The sequence below is a fragment of the Kitasatospora sp. NPDC058478 genome, assembly GCF_042720345.1.
In the GTDB taxonomy this organism is placed as follows: Bacteria; Actinomycetota; Actinomycetes; order Streptomycetales; family Streptomycetaceae; genus Kitasatospora.
On the sequence record NZ_JBHXML010000044.1, the window covers coordinates 1 to 19813 of the forward strand.

Below are 19813 nucleotides of genomic sequence, written 5' to 3' on the forward strand. Positions count from 1 at the left end.
CGGCCCCCACACCGCCCGTTAGGTACTTAAATGTGGCCCCGGCGGCCCCCAAAAGGCTCCGAATCGCAGCGGGCCGGGCCCGGCGCGGGTGTCTTGTCTCGCGAGCCGGGCCGGCCTGGGCGTGTCCCGCGCCCATGTCCACTGCTGCGGAGATCACCCGGTCGAGCGGTCACCCGACATGACCATCCCGGGTGGTCGATTCGCCCCGTAGCAGCGGTGGTTCCTCACCCGACGCATCCGACACATCCGGTGCATCCGGTGCATCCGGCACGGGTCAGAGCGCGACGCCGTGGGCCCGCAGGTAGGCGACCGGGTTGATGTCCGAGCCGTACTCCGAGCCGTTGCGGATCTCGAAGTGCAGGTGCGGGCCGGTCACGTTGCCGGTCGCGCCGGAGAGGCCGATCTGCTGTCCGGCCTTGACGGCCTGACCGATCTTCACACCGATCGAGGAGAGGTGCGCGTACTCGGCGAAGTGGCCGTCGGCGAGCTTGATCTCGACCTCGTTGCCGTAGGCGCCGCCGTTGCCGGCCTTCACCACGACGCCGTTGCCGACGGCGCGCAGCGGGGTGCCGGTGGAGGCGACGAAGTCCTGGCCGGTGTGGTGGCCGGAGGCCCACATCGAGCCGGCCACGCCGTAGGCGGTGCCCAGCTTCGGGCTGGCCAGCGGGGCGACGAAGGCCGAGGCGGCGGCGACCGGCACGGCGGTGACCGCGGTGGTCGGCGCGGCGGTCTGCAGCTGGGTCTGGAGCTGGGCGGACGGCTTGGCCGCCTCGGTCCGGACCTCCAGCTGGGCCTGCGGCTTGGCGGCGGTGGTGGCCGGCGCGGCGTCCTGGGCGGACGGCTGGGCGGGCTTCGCCGGGGCGGCGGGCTTGGCCGGGGCGGCCGGGTCGGCGATCACGAGCTGCTGACCGGGGAAGATCAGGTCCGGGTTGCCGCCGACGACCTCGCGGTTGTGGTCGTACAGCGCCTGCCAGCCGCCCTCGACGTGCTGGGCGTCGGCGATCCGGGACAGGGTGTCGCCGCTGACGACGCGGTAGCTCTCCTGCGACGGGGCCTGGGCCTGGTCGGCGGGAGCGGCGGCCGGGGCGGCGGTGACGGCGGCGGCCGGCGCGGGGTAGGCCTGGGCGCTCATCGCGGTGACGAGCGGCAGGGCGAAGGAGACACCGGTGACGGCGGTGGCGATCCCGATGCGGGCGGCGCGGGGCAGGGCGATACGACGAGCCTGTGCAGGCATGGAATTTTCCTCTCCGACGCCTGCGAGGTGAGCTGTCGGGTTCGGGCTGGAGTTGCCCGGCCGCACATGCGGCTTCACCCCTAGCCGGCCCTGGATCCGGGTACGCGAAAGCGTGCCGTTTCCGGTCCGGCGACTTACCTGTGGGTCCCCCGCTCCTGCCGTACAGAGTTCGGTGCGAGCCACCGGGCAGCGGCAGGATTCGGCGTTCCACCCGGTGGATCCGTCCGGACTGGCCGGGCGGTCGCTGAACTAAAACCCATCCGTTCGGGTGAAGCAATGTCGATCACTTGAACCGGCAACAACCCCCCGAGCTGCGGTGACCCTCCGAATGATCGGCTGCACCGTACGTGCACAATCCATTCACCCGGCGCCACTGATCCACGACGCTGCGCCGATCCCGCCACCGCTGCGCACCCGCCCGCTCACGCACCGCGCACCCACCGACACACCCCCCGGTGACCCTTGTCACGTACGCCCCACGGGCGCAGGATCGGCCCGTGGCCACCTCCGAAGCAGGAACACTGCGCCTGGGCACCTCGCGGGGACGCTGGGTCCTCCTCGCGACGGTGCTCGGCTCCAGCATGGCGATGCTCGACGGCACCGTGGTGAACGTCGCGCTGCCCCGTATCGGCACCGATCTCGGCGCCTCCCTCGCGTCCCTGCAGTGGACGCTCAACGCCTATCTGCTCACCCTGGCCGGACTGATCCTGCTCGGCGGCGCGCTCGGCGACCGGTACGGCCGGCGCCGGGTCTTCCTGATCGGCGTGCTCTGGTTCGCCGCCGCCTCCGCGGCCTGCGCCGCCGCCCCCACCATCCACGTGCTGATCGCCGCCCGCGCCGTCCAGGGCATCGGCGGGGCGCTGCTCACCCCCGGCTCGCTCGCCATGCTGCAAGCCGTCTTCCACCCGGACGACCGCTCGGCGGCGGTCGGCCTGTGGTCGGGCCTCGGCGGGGTGTCGGCCGCGGTCGGCCCCTTCCTCGGCGGCTGGCTGGTGGACGGCCCCGGCTGGCGGTGGATCTTCCTGCTGAACCTGCCGCTCGCGGCCGCCGTGGTCGCGGTCACCTCCCGGTTCGTCCCCGAGAGCCGGAACGAGAGCGCCGTCGGCCGCTTCGACGTGCTCGGCGCGCTGCTCGCCGCGCTCGCCCTCGGCGCGATCACCTACGCGCTGACCGCCGCCGGAGAGGGCCTGTCCCCCGCGGTCTGGCTCACCGGCGCGATCGGCCTGCTGCTCGGCGCGGCCTTCATCGCGGTCGAGCGCCGCGCCGCCGAGCCGATGCTGCCGCTCGGCCTCTTCTCCTCCCGGCTGTTCACCGCCGTCAACCTGGTCACCCTCTGCGTCTACGCGGCGTTCAGCGGGGTGTTCTTCCTGCTGGTGGTGCAGTTGCAGATCGTCTCCGGCTTCTCCCCGCTGGTCTCCGGCCTCGCCCTGGTCCCGATCACCGTGCTGATGCTGACCCTGTCGGCGCGCGCCGGGCGGCTGGGCAAGCGGATCGGCCCCCGGATCCCGCTCACCGTCGGTCCGCTGCTGTGCGCCGCCGGGGTGCTGCTGATGCTGCGCACCGGCCCCGGCTCCTCCTACTGGGCGGACGTGCTGCCCGCCGTCACGGTGCTGGGCTGCGGAATGACCCTGCTGGTCGCGCCGCTGACGGCGACGGTGCTGGCCGCCGTCGAGGTCCGGCACGCGGGCATCGCCAGCGGCGTCAACAACGCCGCCGCCCGCGCGGCCGGGCTGCTCGCGGTCGCCGCGCTGCCCTCGCTCGCCGGGCTGAGCGGCGACGCCTACCGGGTGCCGTCCGCCGTGGACTCCGCCTTCCGCACCGCGATGCTGATCTGCGCCGGGCTGCTGGTCACCGGCGGGCTGACGGCCTTCGCCACCGTCCGCGGCAACGTGCTCGCGCCGGTGGACCGCCCGGTGGCCGAGCCGGACTGCGAGTGGGCCTGCGGCACCACCCCGCCGCTCGACCCGGGCCACGTCCACACGGACGAGGGCCCCGCCACCGGATCGGCGGCAGGGCCCTCAGCCGGCTGACGAATCGTCAGGAAGTACTGCCCGTCAGAGAATGTCGGCCGGCGCGTACTTGGCGGCCTCCGGGTAGGCGGCGGCGACGGCCTCCACCTGGCGGACCACCTCGGCGACCTGGGCGCCGGCCGCACCGGTGAAGGAGAGCCGGTCGGCCAGCAGCGCGTCCAGCCCGGCCCGGTCCAGCGGGATCCGCTCGTCGGCGGCCAACCGGTCCAGCAGCTCGTTCTCGCGGGCGCCCGCACGCATCGCCAGCGCGGAGGCGACGGCGTGCTCCTTGATGACCTCGTGCCCGGTCTCCCGGCCGACGCCCGCGCGCACCGCGCCCATCAGCACCTTGGTGGTGGCGAGGAACGGCAGGTAGCGGTCCAGCTCGGCCTCGATCACGGCGGGGAAGGCGCCGAACTCGTCGAGGACGGTCAGGAAGGTCTCCAGCAGGCCGTCGAAGGCGAAGAAGGCGTCCGGCAGCGCGACCCGGCGCACCACCGAGCAGGAGACGTCACCCTCGTTCCACTGGTCGCCGGCCAGCTCGCCGGTCATCGAGGCGTAGCCGCGCAGGATGACGGCCAGGCCGTTGACGCGCTCGCAGGAGCGGGTGTTCATCTTGTGCGGCATCGCCGAGGAGCCGACCTGGCCCTCCTTGAAGCCCTCCGTGACCAGCTCGTGGCCGGCCATCAGACGGATGGTCTTGGCCAGGCTGGACGGCGCGGCGGCCAGCTGGACGAGGGCGGTGAGCACCTCGAAGTCCAGCGAGCGCGGGTAGACCTGGCCGACGCTGATGAACACGTTGTCGAAGCCGAGGTGCCCGGCGACCCGGCGCTCCAGCTCGGCGAGCTTGTCGGTGTCGCCACCGAGCAGGTCCAGCATGTCCTGGGCGGTGCCGACCGGGCCCTTGATCCCGCGCAGCGGGTAGCGGGAGATCAGCTCCTCCAGGCGGCGGAAGGCGACCAGCAGCTCGTCGGTGATCGACGCGAAGCGCTTGCCCAGGGTGGTGGCCTGCGCGGCCACGTTGTGCGAGCGGCCGGCCATGACCAGCTCGGAGTGCTGGGCGGCCAGGCGGGCCAGCCGGACCAGCACGGCCACCGTACGGTCGCGCACGTGCTCCAGCGACTGGCGGATCTGCAGCTGCTCGACGTTCTCGGTCAGATCCCGGGAGGTCATGCCCTTGTGGATCTGCTCGTGGCCGGCGAGTTCGCTGAACTCCTCGATGCGGGCCTTCACGTCGTGGCGGGTGACCCGCTCACGGGCGGCGATCGAGCCGAGGTCGACCTGGTCGATCACCCGCTCGTAGTCGGCGACGGCGTTCGCCGGTACCTCGACACCGAGGTCCTGCTGGGCCTTCAGGACGGCGAGCCACAGGTGGCGCTCGAGGACCACCTTGTGCTCGGGGGACCACAGCTGGGCCAGGGTCGCCGAGGCGTACCGGGAGGCCAGGACATTGGGGATCTGGGGCTTCGCGCTCACGCTTCGCAAGCCTAACAGCCGAGGTCAGCCGGAACGTCGGCGCATCGGGCGGCTACGGCCCGGGCCGGAGCGGACGGCTCCGGCCGGGCCCGCCCGACGGCTCCCGCCGGGCGCGGCGCGGTCCGTTACCGGGCGGCTCACTGCGCGGCTTACTGCGCGGCGCCGGCCCGGCCGGCCAGCACCGGCAGGACCTGCCCGCAGATAGAGTGCAGCGCGATCCGCTGCTCGTCGGTCATCGCCTCGAACGCCTGGTGGGTGCGGGCCATCTCGCCGCGGATGCGGTTCAGGATCTCCCGGCCCTCGTCCGTGATCACGACGATCTTCACCCGGCGGTCGCCGGCGGCGGCCTCCCGGTGGGCCAGGCGCAGCGTCTCCAGCCGGTCCACGATCCCGGTGACGTTGGAGGCGTCACAGCCCAGCCGTCCGGCCAGCGCCCGCATCGGCACCGGCTCCTGTACCGCGCCGAGCGCCTTGGCCTGCGAGGAGGAGAGCCCGTGCCGGGCCGCGGCCGCCGCGAAGTCCTGGAAATACGCGGCGCCGACGGCGGCCAACGCCTCCATCAACTCGGCGTTGGTCGGTACGGTCGTCGTCGCTGTCGAACCCATGGGGTCAGCGTACGGCCGAGTGCTTCAGCAACTCAAGCTTTGACCACGGCAACCGTCGACGGCTTGACCAGAACTGCAGCACCGGCCGGTCGACAGAGCTTCCGGCCGGTCGACAGAGCTTAGAGCACCAGCTGATCGAACAGGTGCCGCAGCTCCGGCTCCGGGTCCGCGGTCAGCCCGGTGTGCACCGGCCCCGGCTGGACGATCGCGCTGCGAGGAGCGGTCAGCCAGCGGAACCGCTGCCCCGGGCTGTCCCCCGCCGCCGGACCGGCCTGCGGGCCCCCGGCGCACACCGCCTCGATCCCGTGCAGCGCCCGCCGCACCCCGTTCACGTCCGCCACCGGGTCGAGCGCCAGCAGCCGGGCCTGGTCCAGGTGCGTGCGCGCGGCCAGGTACCCGTTCTGCCGGCAGTACAGCAGCACCCCGACGTTGACGCACTCGCCGCGTTCCACCCGCGGCACCGCGCGGATCACGGCGTACTCGTAGTCGTGCAGTTCGACGGCGGCCGGCAGCGCGGGCGTCCTCGGCTCGGTCATGCGGGCACCTCCGGCAGCCAGTCGCGCGGACCGGCCAGTCGGCCGGTCAGCTGGGCGCGGTACGCGGCGCGCACCGCCTCGGGCGAGTCGAAGCCTGGCTCGTCCAGCAGCCAGACCTCCGGGATCCTCGCCACCGCGCCCTCGATCGCGGCCTCCGCGAGCGGCGCGAGCGCCTTGTCCGCGGCCGTCAGGTCCGGCCGGGCCCGCAGCAGCGCGTGGTCCGAGGCGTCGTACGGGCGGCGCACCCAGGCGGCGGCGCCCGCCCAGTGATGGTGGAAGATCAGGCTCGCGCCGTGGTCGATCAGCCGCAGCCCGCCGGTCGCCACCAGCAGGTTGGGGTTGCGCCAGGAGCGGTCGACGTTGCCGATCAGCGCGTCGAACCAGAGCACCTGGCCGGCCAGCTCCGGATCCACCTCGAAGCAGAGCGGGTCGAAGTTGAGCGCGCCGCTGACGAAGGCCATCCCGAGGTTGGTCCCGCCACTGGCCCGCATCTGGTCCTGGACCTGCTGGTCCGGCTCGCTGCGGGCCAGCACCGGATCCAGGTCGACCGTCACCAGCTCCGGCACCGGTAGCCCGAGCCGCCGGCCCAACTCCCCGGCCAGCACCTCCGCCACCAACGCCTTCCGGCCCTGCGCCGCACCGACCCATTTCAGCGCGTACAGCCGCCGGTCGTCGGCCTCGACCAGGCCCGGCATCGAGCCGCCTTCTCGCAGTGGCGTCACATAACGGACCGCCGTCACCTCGGGGAGCACGCCCCACAGCCTATCGGTGCCGACCCGTCACCTCCTCCCCTCCGTACGCCCCCCGTCCCACCCCTCCACCATCCGCCCCACCCCGGTGGCAGCCCCCGCTGCTCCGTGCGAGTGTGGCGGACAGCAATGGGGACCTTCGCGGTTACGACCTGCACGGCAAAGGGATGAGCGATGGAACGACCTCGGATCCTGATCGTGGGCGGTGGCTTCGCCGGCCTGGAGTGCGCCCGCCGACTCGAACGCAAGCTCGCGCCGTCGGAGGCCGAGATCTCGCTGGTCACACCGTTCAGCTACCAGCTCTACCTGCCCCTGCTGCCGCACGTCGCGGCCGGCGTGCTGACCCCGCAGTCGGTCGCGGTCTCCCTGCGCCGCACGCTGCGCCGCACCCACATCGTTCCGGGCGGCGCGATCGGCGTGGACCCGGCCTCCAAGGTGTGCGTGGTCCGCAAGATCACCGACGAGGTGGTGGCGCAGAAGTACGACTACCTGGTCCTCGCCCCCGGCAGCGTCACCCGCACCTTCGACATCCCCGGCCTGACCGACTACGCCCGCGGCATGAAGACGCTCGCCGAGGCGGCCTACGTCCGCGACCACGTGATCGCCCAACTCGACCTCGCCTCGGCCACCTTGGACCAGCGGGAGCGCGAGTCCCGGCTCCAGTTCGTGGTCGTCGGCGGCGGCTACGCGGGCACCGAGACGGCCGCCTGCCTGCAGCGTCTGACCACCGCCGCGTCCCACCGCTATCCGCGCCTGGACACCCGGCAGATCAAGTGGCACCTGATCGACATCGCCCCGAAGCTGATGCCGGAGCTGGGCGACGCGCTGGGCCTGGCCGCTCTGGAGGTGCTGCGCGGCCGCGGCATCGAGGTGTCGCTGGGCGTCTCGGTGGCCGAAGTCGGCGCCGAGTCGGTCAAGTTCACCGACGGCAGGGTGCTGCCCTGCCGCACGCTGATCTGGACCGCCGGGGTGGCCGCGAGCCCGCTGATCGGCACGCTGGACGCGGAGACGGTCCGCGGCCGGCTCGCGGTGACGGCGGAGATGCGGGTGCCGCAGTTCGAGAGCGTGTTCGCGCTGGGCGACGCGGCCGCCGTGCCGGACCTCGCCAAGGGCGACGGCGCGGTCTGCCCGCCGACCGCCCAGCACTCCGCCCGGCAGGGCCGCGTGGTGGCCGACAACGTGATCGCCGCGCTCCGCGACCAGCCTCTGGAGCCCTACTACCACAAGGACTTGGGCCTGGTGGTCGACCTGGGCGGCAAGGACGCGGTGTCCAAGCCGCTCGGCGTGGAGCTGCACGGGGTGCCGGCCCAGCTGGTGGCCCGCGGCTACCACCTGATGGCGATGCGCACCAACGCGGCCAAGTTCCGGGTGGGCGCCAACTGGCTGCTCAACGCGACCGCCGGGGACGACTTCGTCCGGACCGGCTTCCTCGCCCGGCAGCCCGCCCGGATGCGCGATTTCGAGTACACCGACGCCTACTTGACGAAAGATCAGGTCCGGGCGCACGCCCAGGCCCTGCTCGCCAAGGGCTGAGCCACCCGGCGCCCGCCTCCGGAACCGATCCGGAGAACGGGCGCCGAGCGCCACAACGTCACGACGTCACCGCGCCGCCAGGTACATCCCGCCCGCGTCCTGCCCCGCCGTGTTGCGGCACGCGTAGTCGCCGCTGCTCTGCCCCCACAGCAGGGTCAGGCAGCGCCCGAGCGCCTGCTGCCCGTAGTAGTTGGGGTGCATCGACTCCTGCAGCACGCCCTGGGTGGAGTTGAGGCCGCCGTCCAGGAAGCGCGCCCATTCGCTGGTGGTCGCGGACGGTCCGGTGGTGGCGGTCGGCTGCCGGGTGGCCGTCGAGCAGACCTCGCGGCCCTGCAGCATGTCGGAGAGGTCGAGGAACTGGGCGCCCTTGGACGCCGCGACCCCGGCCAGCGACTTGGAGATCTGCGGCACCATCGAGTCGCGCGCCCAGTCGGCGTCACCGTCCCAGAACGGGCAGCCACCGGTGTTCGAGCGGGTCCAGCCGCTCTCCGGGTAGCGCATCTCGGCGCTGCGCGGGATCGGCGAGGGGTAGGACTGCAGGACGAGGCGGTAGTCCCCCTGCGCGTAGCCGGCGCCGGCCATCACCGCGCGGATCTCGTCGATCGCCTTGCCGACCCCGGCCATCGCCGTGGGCATCTTCGAGTCGATCGAGGACTGCGCGGAGTCGTGGCAGTAGGAGTACCAGATGAGGTAGTCCTGGACGCAGTTGGAGATGATGCCGCCGAAGCCGAGGTCGTTGCCGCCGATCGACAGCGTGATCAGCTTGACGTTGTTCTGCCGTGCCACGGTGGCGAGTTGGTCGGCCTGCGGGGCCTCGCCCTTGAGCGTCTGGCCGCCGTTGGCGGCGCGGAAGATGTTCGCGGTGACGGCGCCGGAGCAGGCCAGGTTGATCTCGTTCTGCGCGCCGGTGGAGGCGCTGAGCACCTCGGCGACATCGGAGCGGTCGCAGCCGCTCGCGGCCGTGGGGCCGTAGATCCGGGAGGCGTCGGCGGAACTGCCGTTCCAGGCGCGGTCGGTACCGGCCCGGCTGCCGCTGGTGCCGGCGGCGTTGCCCATCCAGCGGCCGGCCTCGCCGGAGATGTAGCTGTCGCCGAGCGTGACGCTGGCGGTGGGGCCGCCCGGCGCGGCGAGGGGTACGGAGGGGGCCGCGGCGGCCGGCGCGGCGGCGGCGAGGCCGCCGGCCATCAGACCGCCGGCGGCCAGCGGGAGGGCGAGGGCCGCAGTGAGCAGCCGTCGGCGGAGTCGAGGGGCGCTGCGGGTGATGCTCGAACTGTTTTCGGGCACGGCGGAACTCCTGCGGCTCGGTCTTCCCGTGCGGTGGGGACGGGAAGACGCCTAGGTGAGGGTGGGCCGCCGGCCGGTGGCGCGATGAACATGACATGCCCGCACTGGTTACCGCTAGGTATCTGCACCAGGTTTCCCGCTTTGTTACCGCCGGGTTCAGACCAGCGGAGCACCGGGTTCAGACCGGCGGAGCGCACGGGTCGAACCGGACCGGCGGAGCCCGGTTCACACCAGCCGCGAACCGGCCCCGCCCGCCCCCAGCACGGCCGCCAGGTCCTCGGCCAGCCGCTGCGCGTCCGCCGCTTCCAGCTGGGCCACGGTGAGCCGCAGCCCGGGCGGGGACTGGATGCGGTAGCGCGCGCCGGGCGCCGCGACCCAGCCGCGCTGCACCAGCGCCACCAGCACGGAGGTCTCGTCCGGCACCGGCACCCAGACGTTCAGTCCGCTCTCGCCGTGCGCCTCGATGCCGCGCGCGGCGAGTTCGCCGAGCAGCGCGTCCCGGCGGGCCCGGTAGACGCCGGCCACCCGGGCGACCGGCACCGCGTCGGTGCGCCACAGCTCGGCGACGGCCCGCTGGAGCAGGTGGCTGACCCAGCCTGCGCCCAGGCGCAGCCGCCCGGTCACCCGCCCGATGGTGTCCTCGTCGCCGACGGCCACCGAGAGCCGCAGGTCCGGGCCGTACGCCTTGGCCGCCGAGCGCACCACGGCCCAGTGCCGCGCACCGGCACCCACCAGCGAGTGGTACGGCTGGTCGACCATGCCGTGCCCGTGGTCGTCCTCGATCAGCAGCACGCCGGGGTGCTCGGCCAGGACGGCCCGCAGCTCCTCGGCCCGGCGGGCGGTGACCGCGGCGCCGGTCGGGTTCTGCGCCCGGCTGGTGACCACCACCGCGCGGGCGCCCTCGGCCAGCGCGACGGCGAGCGAGTCGGGCAGCGGACCCTCGTCGTCCAGCCGGACGGGCGCGGGCCGCAGGCCGAGCGCGGGCAGCAGGTCGAGCAGGCTGCCCCAGCCCGGGTCCTCGACGGCGACGGCGTCGCCGGGGCGCAGCCGGATGGCGAGGATGCGCTCGATGGTGTCGAGCGAGCCGGAGGCGACGGCGATCGGGCCGCCGGGCAGGCCGTCGACCTCGAAGGAGGCGCGGGCGAGCGCGAGCAGCCCGGGGTCGATGGCCGGGTGCCCGTACAGGACGGGCTCGGCGAGGGCGGCCCCGGCGGCGGCCGCGAGGACCGGGGCGAGGTCGGGCAGCAGCGCCGGGTCGGGGTTGCCGCCGGACAGGTCGCGGGCGTGCGGGGGGACGGGGACGCGGATCTGGTCGCGCGGGGTGAGCGCGGGCCTGGGGAGGATCCGGCTGCCCTTGCGGCCGGCGGTCTCGATCACCCCGCGGTCGCGGAGCAGCCGGTAGGCGGCGGCGACGGTGTTGGGGTTGACGCCGAGTTCGGCGGCGAGGTCGCGCAGCGGGGGCAGCGCGGTTCCGGGGGCGAGGCGCCCGGTGCTCACGCCCTGTTCGATGTGGGACGCGATTTCGCTGGCGCGTCGCCCTTTCAGCGGATAGTCTCCTAGCACAAAGCAAATTATGCACTAGTACATAGAGGTTGTCATGTCGGCCCCTTCAGAAGGCTCCGCCAGCTACTCCCGCACCCCCCGCACCACCCCCACGCGCTACAAGGACCGCGCCACCTGGGAGCAGGAGGCGATCCACGACATCCTCGACCACGCGTACATCTGCCACCTCGGCTTCGTCGCCGACGGCGCCCCCGTCGTCCTGCCGACCATCTACGCCCGCGTCGGCAGCCGACTGTACGTCCACGGCTCCACCGGCAGCCGTCCGCTGCGCAACGCCTCCGCCGACCAGGGCCTGCCGGTCTGCCTCACCGTCACCCTGGTCGACGCGCTGGTGCTGACCAAGTCCGCGTTCAACCACTCGGTCAACTTCCGCTCGGTCGTCGCCCACGGCACCGCCCACCAGGTCACCGACCCCGAGGAGCTGGACGTCGCGCTGGCCGCGCTGGTCGACCACGCGATCCCCGGCCGCTCCGCCGACGTCCGCCCGGCCAACGCCAAGGAACTCGCCGCCACCGCCGTCCTGCGGCTCGACCTGGACGAGGTCTCGGCCAAGACCCGCGCGGACGGCGCCGACGACGACCCGGAGGACCTCGACCTGCCCCACTGGTCCGGCCTGATCCCGGTCACCACCGTGCACGGCACCCCCGAGCCCGCCGACTCCACCACCGTCCCGCTGCCCGCGCACCTGCGCGGCTACCCCCGCTGACGGAGGGCCCGCCGATGCTGATCAGATCCTGGGACCGCGGCGACGAACAGGAGTGGCGCGCCTGGCTGGCCGAGGGCCGCGACTTCGGCCTGCTCGCCGCCAACGGCGGACCGGGCGAGGGCCCGGTGCTCGTCCCGACGCACTTCCTGCTGGACGCCGAGCGCGGCGAGATCCTGCTCCACCTCGCCACGCCCAACCCGCTGCTGGCCGCCGTCCGGACCGACCCGCAGGTCACCCTCGCGGTCACCGACGGCTACGCCTTCGCGCCCGGCCACTGGCGCGGCGAGCCGGGCACGCCCACCAGCTACTACGCCTCCGTCCACTTCCACTGCACCGCCGAGCTCGTCGAGTCCGCGGCGGGCAAGGCGGAGATCCTCAACCGCCAGCTGGCGCACTTCCAGCCGGAGACGCCGGACACCCGGGTGGTGCCCGGTGAGGGCGAGTTCTCCCGGCTGCTCCCCGGCCTGCGCGGGCTCCGCCTGACGGTCCGCGAGGTGCGGGCCAAGTTCAAGTACGACGACAAGAAGCCGGCCGACGCCCAGCACGCGATCGCCGACCGGCTGGCCGAGCGCGCGGCCGACCGAGCGAACGCCCCGCACCCCCGGCGCGACCAGGACGCCGCCGCCCGCACCCAACTGCTGCGTCGGCACCGGCGGCGCGTCAGCTGACCGGGGCGCACCGGGCGACCAGGGGGCGCGTCAACTGCCCCGGCAGGCGCACCGGCTGGCCCGGGGGCGCGTCCGCCCGTTCACGCTCCCGGCGCGAACGGCCCATCGCGCCCCTGATGACTGCCCCTGACTGACCCCGAATCACCCGATCGGCCCCCAATTCGAGCAGGGCGGCCCCGCCGCTGCTCGAATGTGAGACGAGCCCTGCCCACTCGGCCGTCAGAGCGGGCCCGTCCACCTCGGGGAGCGCGCTTGTCCACACTCAACAGCCATCGGGCGGGCGAGGCCCACCTCGGGCACGTCATCTTCATCTCCGCCGCCGCCGCGATGGGCGGGTTCCTGTTCGGCTACGACAGCGCGGTGATCAACGGTGCGGTGACGGGCATCCAGAAGCACTTCGCCGTGGGCAACGGCGAAACGGCCTTCGTGGTGGCCATCGCGCTGCTCGGCTCGGCGGCCGGCGCGGTGGCCGCCGGCCGGCTCGCCGACCACCTCGGCCGGGTCCGCACCATGCTGCTGGCCGCCGGCCTGTTCGCGATCAGCGGCCTCGGCTCGATGTTCCCGCCGAGCATCCAGGTGCTGGCCACCTGGCGCGTGGTCGGCGGCATCGCGATCGGCATCGCCTCGGTGATCGCGCCCACCTACATCGCCGAGGTCGCGCCGACCGCCTACCGGGGCCGGCTCGCCTCCTTCCAGCAGATGGCGATCGTGCTCGGCATCACCATCTCCCAGCTCGCCAACTGGGCGATCAACCAGGCCGCCGGAGGTGAGTCCACCGGCCACCTGGGCGGCATCCAGGCCTGGCAGTGGATGCTCGGCGTGGAGACCATCCCGGCCCTGGTGTACGGGCTGATGGCGCTCGCCATCCCGGAGTCGCCGCGCTACCTGATCGCCGACCACCGGGAGGACCAGGCCCGCAAGGTGCTGCGCGAGGTGGAGGGCGAGGACGTCGACCTGGACGCCCGGGTCGCGGAGATCCGCGCGGTGCTGGAGTCCTCGCACAAGCCCCGGCTCAAGGACCTGCTCGGCGGGCGGTTCGGCCTGCTGCCGATCGTCTGGGTCGGCATCGGGGCCTCGGTGTTCCAGCAGTTCGTCGGCATCAACGTGATCTTCTACTACTCCTCGTTCCTCTGGCAGTCGGTCGGCATCAACGAGTCCAACTCGCTGCTGATCAGCCTCTCCACCTCGATCATCAACGTGATCGGCACGGTGATCGCGATGGCGCTGGTGGACCGGATCGGCCGCAAGCCGCTCGCCCTGGCCGGCTCGATCGGCATGGCGCTCGCGCTGGGCACCGCCGCCTGGGCGTTCTCCTACCGGCAGGGCACGGGGGACACCGCCACCCTCGACAACACCCACGCCACCGTCGCCCTGATCGCGGCACACGTCTTCGTGCTCTGCTTCGCCTTCTCCTGGGGCGTGGTGGTCTGGGTCCTGCTCGGCGAGATGTTCCCCAACCGGATCCGCGCGCTCGCGCTGTCCGTCGCCGCCTCGGCCCAGTGGATCGCCAACTGGGCGATCACCGTCAGCTTCCCCAACCTCGCCGACTGGAACCTGTCGGCGACGTACGTCATCTACGCGGCCTTCGCACTGCTCTCCATCCCGTTCGTGGCCTTCTGCATCAAGGAGACCAAGGGCCGCGCCCTGGAGGAGATGGGCTGAGCCCGCCCCCGTCGAGTCCCCGCCGCATCCGGCCCGACCCCCCGCGAGGAACCCATGCCTGACCAGGGCGGCTCCCGGCAGAACGTCGCCTTCCCGAGCAACGGCCGTACCGCGCACGGGTACCTGGCCCGCCCGCCCCAGGGCGTCGGGCCGGGCCTGGTGGTGGTGCAGGAGTGGTGGGGCCTCACCCCGCACGTCGCGACGATGGCCGACCGCTTCGCCGCGGAGGGCTTCACCGTGCTGGCCCCCGACCTGTTCGGCGGCGCCACCACCCACGACCGCACCGAGGCGGCCCGGCTCACCCGCGAACTCCCGGCCGAGCGGGCCGTCGAGGACCTCTCCGGGGCCGTCGACCACCTGCTCGCCCTGGAGGGCGTGGTCGGCGACGCGGTCGGCGTGGTCGGCTTCTGCATGGGCGGCGGCTTCGCCCTGCTGCTGGCCGCCCGGGAGGGCGACCGGGTCGCCGCGGTGGTGCCCTTCTACGGCCTCCCGCCCGACCCGGACTTCGACTACCGGGGCCTGACCGCCCACGTCCTGGGGCACTTCGGCGAACTGGACGGCTCGATCCCGATGGCCGCCGTCGACGAGGCCGCGATCCGGATCGGCGAGGCCACCGACGTCCGCCCCGAGATCCACTTCTACCCGGCCGGCCACGCCTTCATGAACGACGAGAACCCGCTCGGCACCTACGACCCGCTCCAGGCCGCGACCGCCTGGCGCCGCACCCTCACCTTCCTCTGGGGCCACCTGGGCTGAGCCCGTCCCGGCCGCGAAAACCCGATGGACAGCTGTACGAACCGCGGCCATAGTCTCCAGGTGCCGACCCGACCCCCGCGCCCCCGCCGCCTCGCCTGGGCGAGCCGCAACTTCCGCATCCAGACCGCCGCCACCGTGGTCAGCGGCCTCGGCAACGCCGGCGCCCCCATCGCCACCGCCTTCGCCGTGCTCGGCCACGGCGGCACCACGTCCGAGGTCGGCTACGTCACCGCCGCCCGACTGCTGCCCACCGTCCTGCTCCTGGTGGTCGGCGGCGCCCTCGCCGACCGGATGCCCCGGCACCACCTCATGGTCGCCGCCAACCTGTTCAGCGGCCTGTCCCAGGTCGTCCTGGCCGCGCTGGTGCTGTCCGGGGACATCCGGCTCTGGCAGCTGATGCTGCTCTCCGCCGCCGGCGGCGCCGGGTACGCGCTCTACTCCCCCGCCTCCGGCGGCATGATGCTGCAGGCCGTCGCCCCGGAACACGCCGCCCGGGCCTTCTCGGTGTTCCGGATGGGCCAGAACGCCTCCCAGATCGGCGGCGCCGCGCTCGGCGGCGCGCTCACCGCCGCCGTCGGCCCCGGCTGGGTGCTCGCCCTGGACGGCGCCTGCTTCCTGGTCGCCGCCTCGCTCCGGTTCTTCCTGGAGGCCGAGCAGGCGCCCGCCCCGCAGGGCCACAGCATGCTGCGCGACCTGCGGGAGGGCTGGCGGGAGTTCGCCTCCCGCCGCTGGCTCTGGGTGGTCGTGGCGCAGTTCTCCGTCCTGGTCGCCTGCATCGGCGCGGTCGAGTCGGTGTACGGGCCGACGGTCGCCAAGGAGCGCCTCGGCGGGGCGTCCGACTGGGGTCTGGCGATGGCCGCCTACGGCGTCGGGCTGGTGGTGACCGGCGTGCTGATGGCCCGCTGGCGGCCCCGCCGGATCCTGTTCGTCGGCAACTGGGGGGTGTTCCTGTTCGGCGTGCCCGCCCTGGCGCTGGCGGCGGAGGCGCCGCTGCCACTGCTCGCCCTCGCGATGTTCCTGTCCGGGGTCGGTGTCACCGTCTTCGGCGTCAACTGGATGATCGCGCTCCAGCAGGAGATCCCCGAGGAGATGTTCTCCCGGGTCGCCGCGTACGACGAGCTCGGCTCCTTCTCGCTGTCCCCGATCGGCATCGCGCTGGCCGGCCCGGCGGCCACGGTGCTCGGCCTCTCGGGCGCGCTGTGGGCCTGCGCCGTCGTCTGCCTGGTGCTCAGCGCGGTCGTGCTGCTGGAGCCTCAGGTCCGCCGACTGGCCCGCAGGAGCACCGCCGACGCACCGGTGGCCGCCGCCGAGCCGGTGGCCGCGCCGTGAGCGCCCCGTGCGCCCCGCGTGCGCCCGGCCGTACGCAACCACTGGTACGCCAGGTTCGTCCGACCAGGTAAGTCACACCACCGTCTCTGGGGGGCCACTGGTGCCGAAGCCTCTGTTGTTCCTGGACGTCGACGGGGTGCTCAACCCGGTCTGCCCGCACCCGGACGCCGGGTTCGACACCCACACCCTGCTCGGCTACTCGGTGCTCCTCTCCGCACGGCACGGCGCCTGGCTGCGCGAGCTGGCCGGCACCTACGAACTCGTGTGGGCCACCACCTGGAAGAACGTACCACCCTTGCACCTTGTTCCCGACCTGCGGAAATGCGCTGAGGTGTTGGGTGCCACGTCCCTGCCGGGGCCCGTGCGGCCTGGCCCCCGAAGGCGCCCAATCAGGGCATCGTCCTCCGCCCCGGCATGCTGATGGGCATCCACGGCCAGGGGGCGGGGCGCAGACCGGTTGCTTCCTCAAGCGGCCGGACGCGGTACCCGGCCTTGATCATCTGGGCCTGGAGCCAGTTGGAATCGCACCCGTAAACCGTCGCGAGCCTTCTGACTCCAACTCCGGAGTCGTACCGGAGGGCGATGGCCGGCAGCGCGGCGATCACGAGCGCCTTGAGCATGGCCTGCCGGTCTTGTTCGGTGGTGGCCCACATAGCTACTCCTGAGGAGGGTGGGGAGTCCTCCGCCCTGCGGCAGCGGGGGCAGTCGCAGGGCGGAGGCGGTCCTGCCGCTGGGGGTTGAGGGCGGCGGGGGTGCGGTGTGGTCTGGTCGTTTCGTCCGAAGTTGCGGAGCGTCGGAGCGGATGGGTCGTTGTACGGGTCGGGGGTTGGGAGGCGCTCGCCGTGCTCGACGGGCGCGGCTTCGAGCGGGGCCTGCACCGTCTGGTGGTGGCGGGCGTCCGCAGGGGCGGGGTGGGACGGTCTCTCGTTGTCCAGGTGCCACTGGGCTGAGGTCACTGCGTGCCCATTCGGTGTGGCAGCCCCCGCCCCACCGATCTTCCGCGCGACCGTTGGGGCGGGGGCCTTGGCCCGCCGCTCGCGGACCTCTGAGGCGTCCGGGAGCGGCGGGGGTCTGGGTGTCAGCCCCGGGTGGGGGCGGGGTTGTCGGGGCTGTCCAACCACACGGTGTGGCTGTCGGGGGTGACGGTGAGGCCGAAGCGGTCGAAGCCCGGGCGGCCCTGGTCGTCCCACCAGTGGTAGGCGGCCTCCACCTCGTCCCAGAGGTTGCGGGGGCCGGACTGGACGACCTCGTAGGCGGTGCGGCCCGGTTCCCAGTCGGCGGTGGCCCAAGACGTCACGGCCGTGTCGTGCAGCCACAGCGTGTACGTTCCGTCGTCGTACCGCTCGGTGAGCGGGAACGCTTCGGGCACTTGCACGCCGACGGCGAACATGGCCAGCCAGTCGCCCAACTCCTGCGGTGACAGGTCGGTTTGGGACTTCACTCCGTCGGCCGGCCACGGCCCGGACAGGTACTCCAGGCTGCTCGGGCGGGGAGTTCGCTGCTGGCGCAGGCGCATGAACGCCGAGGACCCGACGAAGTGGCCGCTGGCCGTCCCGTCGTCGCCGACGGTGAGCCGTACCGCGGCTTCCCCACCGTACTGGGGCCCCCACGGGGCGACGATCACCCCGCCCGGTCTGGTCTGGGACACCCAGGCGTGCGGGATCCGTCCGACGGAACAGGTGGCGATGACGCGATTGAACGGCGCGCCGTCCGGATGGCCATCGGCTCCGTCGCCAACCACGGACGTCGGGAAGTACCCGGCCCGCGCGAGGCGGCGTTGGGCGGCGGCGGCGTTGGCCTCGTCGACCTCGATGGTGACGACGTTGCCCGACCCGAGGCGGTGGGACAGCAGGGCAGCGTTCCACCCGGTGCCGGTGCCGATCTCCATCGCCCGGTCTCCGTCTTCCACGTTGAGCGCGGAGAGCATGGAGAACACCATGGTGGGCATGGAGTTGGACGATGTGGGCATGGTGCCCTGGTCGTCGCCCTCGTGGGTTCCGTCGTCCCACTGCGTGGTGAGCGGGACGTCCGAGTAGACCGCGTGCCACCACCGCGCCGGGTCGGTGTAGCGGTGGACGGCCTGGCCCTGGCAGACCCCGTCTGCCTTGCCCGGCCAGACGGTGTCGGGGATGAACTGGTGGCGAGGTACGGCGTTGTACGGTCCCAGCCAGTCCGAGGTAAGAGACCCGTTGTCGATGAGCGCGGAGGCCAGCCGGGTCCGACCGGCCTCCGCTTCGTGCTTGGCGCTCACTGGCTACTTGCCGCCCGCCGGGCGCTGGCCGTCGCTGCTGTTGCCACCCTCGTCCGAGCCGCCGCCGCCGTGCTTGTTGCCGCTGTTGCTGTCGTCCTGCTGGCCGCCCCCGGTGCCGGGGCCGGAGCCGCCGCCGTGCTTGCCGCTGTCGCCAAAGCTGGGCATACAGGTGTTCCCTTCTCGGTCGGTCAGGCCGGGGGCTGATGCCCCCTGGCCCGTCGTGCGTCTTACTGGCCCGTCCCGGCCGTTCTTTCCCAGGGTGGCCGGGGCGGGGGTCTGTGGGTGCTACTAGGGGTTCGACGGCTGCTCGGCCCGGATGTTCTCCCCGTCGGAGTCCTTGATGATCAGGACGAGCGGCACGTCGTTGGGGATGAACAGTTCCCGGCGAACCGCGTCGGCGATGACGTGTTCGAAGTGCTTGTCGATGTCGTCCGCCGCGACGTACGGGTCGGACAGTGCCCCCTCGATTTCCAGCTGATAGCCCTCGGCCGGCACGACTTCCACGTTGACTTCACGCGGCACCGGCGGATCAGACATTTGTATTCCGTAGGGCGTGTAGATGGTGGGGCCCCGCCCCGGTCGTCCCGGTCCGTCCCTGGCGGTCACCGGGGCGGGGGTTGTGCTTCCCCGGCGGCAGATCAGGCACCCGCCGGGGGTCTTAGGGGTCGCCCCGGCCCGATCCCCGACGGATCCGGGACCGGGGCGCCCAGTGGTCCTGCCAAGCCCCAAGGGCAGGACCACCGGCCCGTCAGAGGCCGAAGACCCATTTCCAGGGCCTCTGGCGGGGGCTTGTGACCAGCGCTGGTCGTAGATCCCGACGTTCAGACCGAAGCATCCGCGTCGCCGGATCTCGATCGTGCGGTGGGGCAGCACGCGCACCCACCACAGGCAGCCCGGCTCCCGTTGCTCCTTGTCGAAGTCGAGACCGCCGACGACCAGCAGGACCACGGTGGCGAGGATCAGGACGTGCCCCATCACGAGATCACCGTGCCGGGCTCGACTTTCGGGGAGATCGTCCACGGCACCCGCGCCAGGTGTTCGTAGGACCGGTGCTCCGGGGCCCCCTTGACGTGGACGAACGGCCAGCTCTGGGCGAGGTTGAACGACTGCATCTCGGGGCCCTCGGCCCCGCACACGGTGCCGTCCTCGTCCTCCGCGCAGCACCGGAACTGGTGCAGGACCGGCGGCATGTCGGGCTCGCCGGCCGCCTGGCTCAGCGTCCAGTCCGTGAACCGGAAGACCGTACGCAGGCGGGGGGCCGGGGCGACCTCGCGCGGGGCGGGCAAGTCGCCCACGTCCTGCCGCGCCGGGGAACAGGACGTGTGCGCGAGCGGCAGGCTCGCAGAGGTGTCAGCCATGGTGATCCTCACTCGAAAATCCAGCGCCACGTGGCGTGGCGGTGCTGCAACTCCCGTGTGCGCTCCCGAAGGAGGCGCATGCTGTCCGACTCGA

Annotated in this window: 20 protein-coding genes and 1 riboswitch; of the genes, 8 read left to right on the forward strand and 12 right to left on the reverse strand. The window is 72.9% G+C overall.

Features of this window, described 5'->3' with window-relative positions; all coding sequences use genetic code 11:
- Window positions 1–274: 274 nt before the first annotated feature.
- Window positions 275–1234 (reverse strand): peptidoglycan DD-metalloendopeptidase family protein, encoded by a 960-nt coding sequence (locus ACFWPT_RS23980; RefSeq protein ID WP_380484131.1) that lies wholly within the window; start codon window positions 1232–1234, stop codon window positions 275–277.
- Window positions 1235–1236: 2 nt separating this feature from the next.
- A riboswitch (cyclic di-AMP (ydaO/yuaA leader) is annotated at window positions 1237–1419 on the reverse strand.
- A gap of 312 nt (window positions 1420–1731) precedes the next feature.
- Between ACFWPT_RS23980 and ACFWPT_RS23985 the strand changes: the two genes are divergently transcribed.
- Entirely contained in the window at window positions 1732–3264 is a 1533-nt protein-coding gene (locus ACFWPT_RS23985; protein WP_380370409.1) for an MFS transporter, read from the forward strand.
- A 24-nt stretch (window positions 3265–3288) separates the two neighbouring features.
- Here the strand turns inward: ACFWPT_RS23985 and purB are convergent, their stop codons facing one another.
- The 4 genes from purB to ACFWPT_RS24005 all read right to left on the reverse strand — a co-directional run bounded on the left by purB (window position 3289) and on the right by ACFWPT_RS24005 (window position 6612).
- Window positions 3289–4719: an adenylosuccinate lyase gene (purB, locus tag ACFWPT_RS23990; protein WP_380484133.1), complete on the reverse strand. Its 1431-nt coding sequence runs from the start codon at window positions 4717–4719 to the stop codon at window positions 3289–3291.
- Between the two features lie 149 nt (window positions 4720–4868).
- A complete protein-coding gene (locus tag ACFWPT_RS23995; RefSeq protein WP_063350221.1) occupies window positions 4869–5324 on the reverse strand; it encodes a MarR family winged helix-turn-helix transcriptional regulator in 456 nt (151 codons plus the stop codon).
- A gap of 119 nt (window positions 5325–5443) precedes the next feature.
- A complete protein-coding gene (locus ACFWPT_RS24000; RefSeq protein WP_363377905.1) occupies window positions 5444–5860 on the reverse strand; it encodes a DUF3037 domain-containing protein in 417 nt (138 codons plus the stop codon).
- Window positions 5857–6612 (reverse strand): HipA family kinase, encoded by a 756-nt coding sequence (locus ACFWPT_RS24005; RefSeq protein ID WP_079136059.1) that lies wholly within the window; start codon window positions 6610–6612, stop codon window positions 5857–5859. Before ACFWPT_RS24005 ends, ACFWPT_RS24000 begins: the two co-directional genes overlap by 4 nt.
- Before the next feature lie 171 nt (window positions 6613–6783).
- Between ACFWPT_RS24005 and ACFWPT_RS24010 the strand changes: the two genes are divergently transcribed.
- Complete coding sequence (locus tag ACFWPT_RS24010; protein ID WP_363377903.1) at window positions 6784–8142, forward strand: NAD(P)/FAD-dependent oxidoreductase; 1359 nt, start codon at window positions 6784–6786, stop codon at window positions 8140–8142.
- Window positions 8143–8208: 66 nt separating this feature from the next.
- Here ACFWPT_RS24010 and ACFWPT_RS24015 read toward each other — a convergent pair whose 3' ends face one another.
- Both ACFWPT_RS24015 and ACFWPT_RS24020 read right to left on the reverse strand, forming a co-directional pair.
- Window positions 8209–9426: a GDSL-type esterase/lipase family protein gene (locus tag ACFWPT_RS24015; RefSeq protein WP_380484136.1), complete on the reverse strand. Its 1218-nt coding sequence runs from the start codon at window positions 9424–9426 to the stop codon at window positions 8209–8211.
- A gap of 225 nt (window positions 9427–9651) precedes the next feature.
- The gene (locus ACFWPT_RS24020; protein WP_380484138.1) at window positions 9652–10989 is read right to left on the reverse strand and encodes an aminotransferase class I/II-fold pyridoxal phosphate-dependent enzyme; all 1338 of its coding nucleotides are present in this window, start codon (window positions 10987–10989) and stop codon (window positions 9652–9654) included.
- A 34-nt stretch (window positions 10990–11023) separates the two neighbouring features.
- Here ACFWPT_RS24020 and ACFWPT_RS24025 point away from each other — a divergent pair, with 34 nt between their 5' ends.
- The 6 genes from ACFWPT_RS24025 (at window position 11024) to ACFWPT_RS24050 (ending at window position 16531) form a co-directional block, all read left to right on the forward strand.
- A complete protein-coding gene (locus ACFWPT_RS24025; RefSeq protein ID WP_380484140.1) occupies window positions 11024–11695 on the forward strand; it encodes a pyridoxamine 5'-phosphate oxidase family protein in 672 nt (223 codons plus the stop codon).
- A gap of 14 nt (window positions 11696–11709) precedes the next feature.
- Window positions 11710–12363 carry an FMN-binding negative transcriptional regulator gene (locus tag ACFWPT_RS24030; protein ID WP_380370427.1) on the forward strand — a complete coding sequence of 218 codons (654 nt, stop codon included), beginning with the start codon at window positions 11710–11712 and terminating at the stop codon, window positions 12361–12363.
- A 252-nt stretch (window positions 12364–12615) separates the two neighbouring features.
- Window positions 12616–14025, forward strand: a complete 1410-nt coding sequence (locus tag ACFWPT_RS24035; RefSeq protein ID WP_380370430.1) for a sugar porter family MFS transporter — start codon at window positions 12616–12618, stop codon at window positions 14023–14025.
- Window positions 14026–14079: 54 nt separating this feature from the next.
- Window positions 14080–14781, forward strand: a complete 702-nt coding sequence (locus ACFWPT_RS24040) for a dienelactone hydrolase family protein (protein ID WP_380484142.1) — start codon at window positions 14080–14082, stop codon at window positions 14779–14781.
- Between the two features lie 60 nt (window positions 14782–14841).
- A complete protein-coding gene (locus tag ACFWPT_RS24045; RefSeq protein ID WP_380484143.1) occupies window positions 14842–16110 on the forward strand; it encodes an MFS transporter in 1269 nt (422 codons plus the stop codon).
- 100 nt (window positions 16111–16210) lie between these two features.
- Complete coding sequence (locus ACFWPT_RS24050; protein ID WP_380484145.1) at window positions 16211–16531, forward strand: HAD domain-containing protein; 321 nt, start codon at window positions 16211–16213, stop codon at window positions 16529–16531.
- Here ACFWPT_RS24050 and ACFWPT_RS24055 read toward each other — a convergent pair.
- From ACFWPT_RS24055 to ACFWPT_RS24075, 5 genes are all read right to left on the reverse strand, one after another.
- Window positions 16500–16763, reverse strand: a complete 264-nt coding sequence (locus ACFWPT_RS24055; RefSeq protein ID WP_380484147.1) for a hypothetical protein — start codon at window positions 16761–16763, stop codon at window positions 16500–16502. The genes ACFWPT_RS24050 and ACFWPT_RS24055 overlap by 32 nt on opposite strands.
- A 425-nt stretch (window positions 16764–17188) precedes the next feature.
- Window positions 17189–18361 carry a methyltransferase domain-containing protein gene (locus ACFWPT_RS24060; protein WP_380484149.1) on the reverse strand — a complete coding sequence of 391 codons (1173 nt, stop codon included), beginning with the start codon at window positions 18359–18361 and terminating at the stop codon, window positions 17189–17191.
- Window positions 18362–18364: 3 nt separating this feature from the next.
- Window positions 18365–18526 carry a hypothetical protein gene (locus ACFWPT_RS24065; protein WP_380484151.1) on the reverse strand — a complete coding sequence of 54 codons (162 nt, stop codon included), beginning with the start codon at window positions 18524–18526 and terminating at the stop codon, window positions 18365–18367.
- A 123-nt stretch (window positions 18527–18649) separates the two neighbouring features.
- On the reverse strand, window positions 18650–18898 hold the full coding sequence (locus ACFWPT_RS24070) for a hypothetical protein (protein ID WP_380484153.1): 249 nt from the start codon (window positions 18896–18898) through the stop codon (window positions 18650–18652).
- Between the two features lie 437 nt (window positions 18899–19335).
- Window positions 19336–19719, reverse strand: coding sequence for a hypothetical protein (locus ACFWPT_RS24075; protein ID WP_380484155.1), 384 nt, complete (start codon window positions 19717–19719; stop codon window positions 19336–19338).
- Window positions 19720–19813: the final 94 nt, after the last annotated feature.

Excerpts from the sequence above, each read along its gene's own strand:
- ACFWPT_RS24070 (WP_380484153.1), bottom strand. The coding sequence starts at position 18,898 with ATGTCTGATCCGCCGGTGCCGCGTGAAGTCAACGTGGAAGTCGTGCCG.
- ACFWPT_RS23980 (WP_380484131.1), bottom strand. The coding sequence starts at position 1,234 with ATGCCTGCACAGGCTCGTCGTATCGCCCTGCCCCGCGCCGCCCGCATC.
- ACFWPT_RS24040 (WP_380484142.1), top strand. The coding sequence starts at position 14,080 with ATGCCTGACCAGGGCGGCTCCCGGCAGAACGTCGCCTTCCCGAGCAAC.
- ACFWPT_RS24055 (WP_380484147.1), bottom strand. The coding sequence starts at position 16,763 with ATGTGGGCCACCACCGAACAAGACCGGCAGGCCATGCTCAAGGCGCTC.
- ACFWPT_RS24000 (WP_363377905.1), bottom strand. The coding sequence starts at position 5,860 with ATGACCGAGCCGAGGACGCCCGCGCTGCCGGCCGCCGTCGAACTGCAC.
- ACFWPT_RS24010 (WP_363377903.1), top strand. The coding sequence starts at position 6,784 with ATGGAACGACCTCGGATCCTGATCGTGGGCGGTGGCTTCGCCGGCCTG.
- ACFWPT_RS24075 (WP_380484155.1), bottom strand. The coding sequence starts at position 19,719 with ATGGCTGACACCTCTGCGAGCCTGCCGCTCGCGCACACGTCCTGTTCC.
- ACFWPT_RS24025 (WP_380484140.1), top strand. The coding sequence starts at position 11,024 with ATGTCGGCCCCTTCAGAAGGCTCCGCCAGCTACTCCCGCACCCCCCGC.
- ACFWPT_RS24065 (WP_380484151.1), bottom strand. The coding sequence starts at position 18,526 with ATGCCCAGCTTTGGCGACAGCGGCAAGCACGGCGGCGGCTCCGGCCCC.
- ACFWPT_RS23995 (WP_063350221.1), bottom strand. The coding sequence starts at position 5,324 with ATGGGTTCGACAGCGACGACGACCGTACCGACCAACGCCGAGTTGATG.
- ACFWPT_RS24030 (WP_380370427.1), top strand. The coding sequence starts at position 11,710 with ATGCTGATCAGATCCTGGGACCGCGGCGACGAACAGGAGTGGCGCGCC.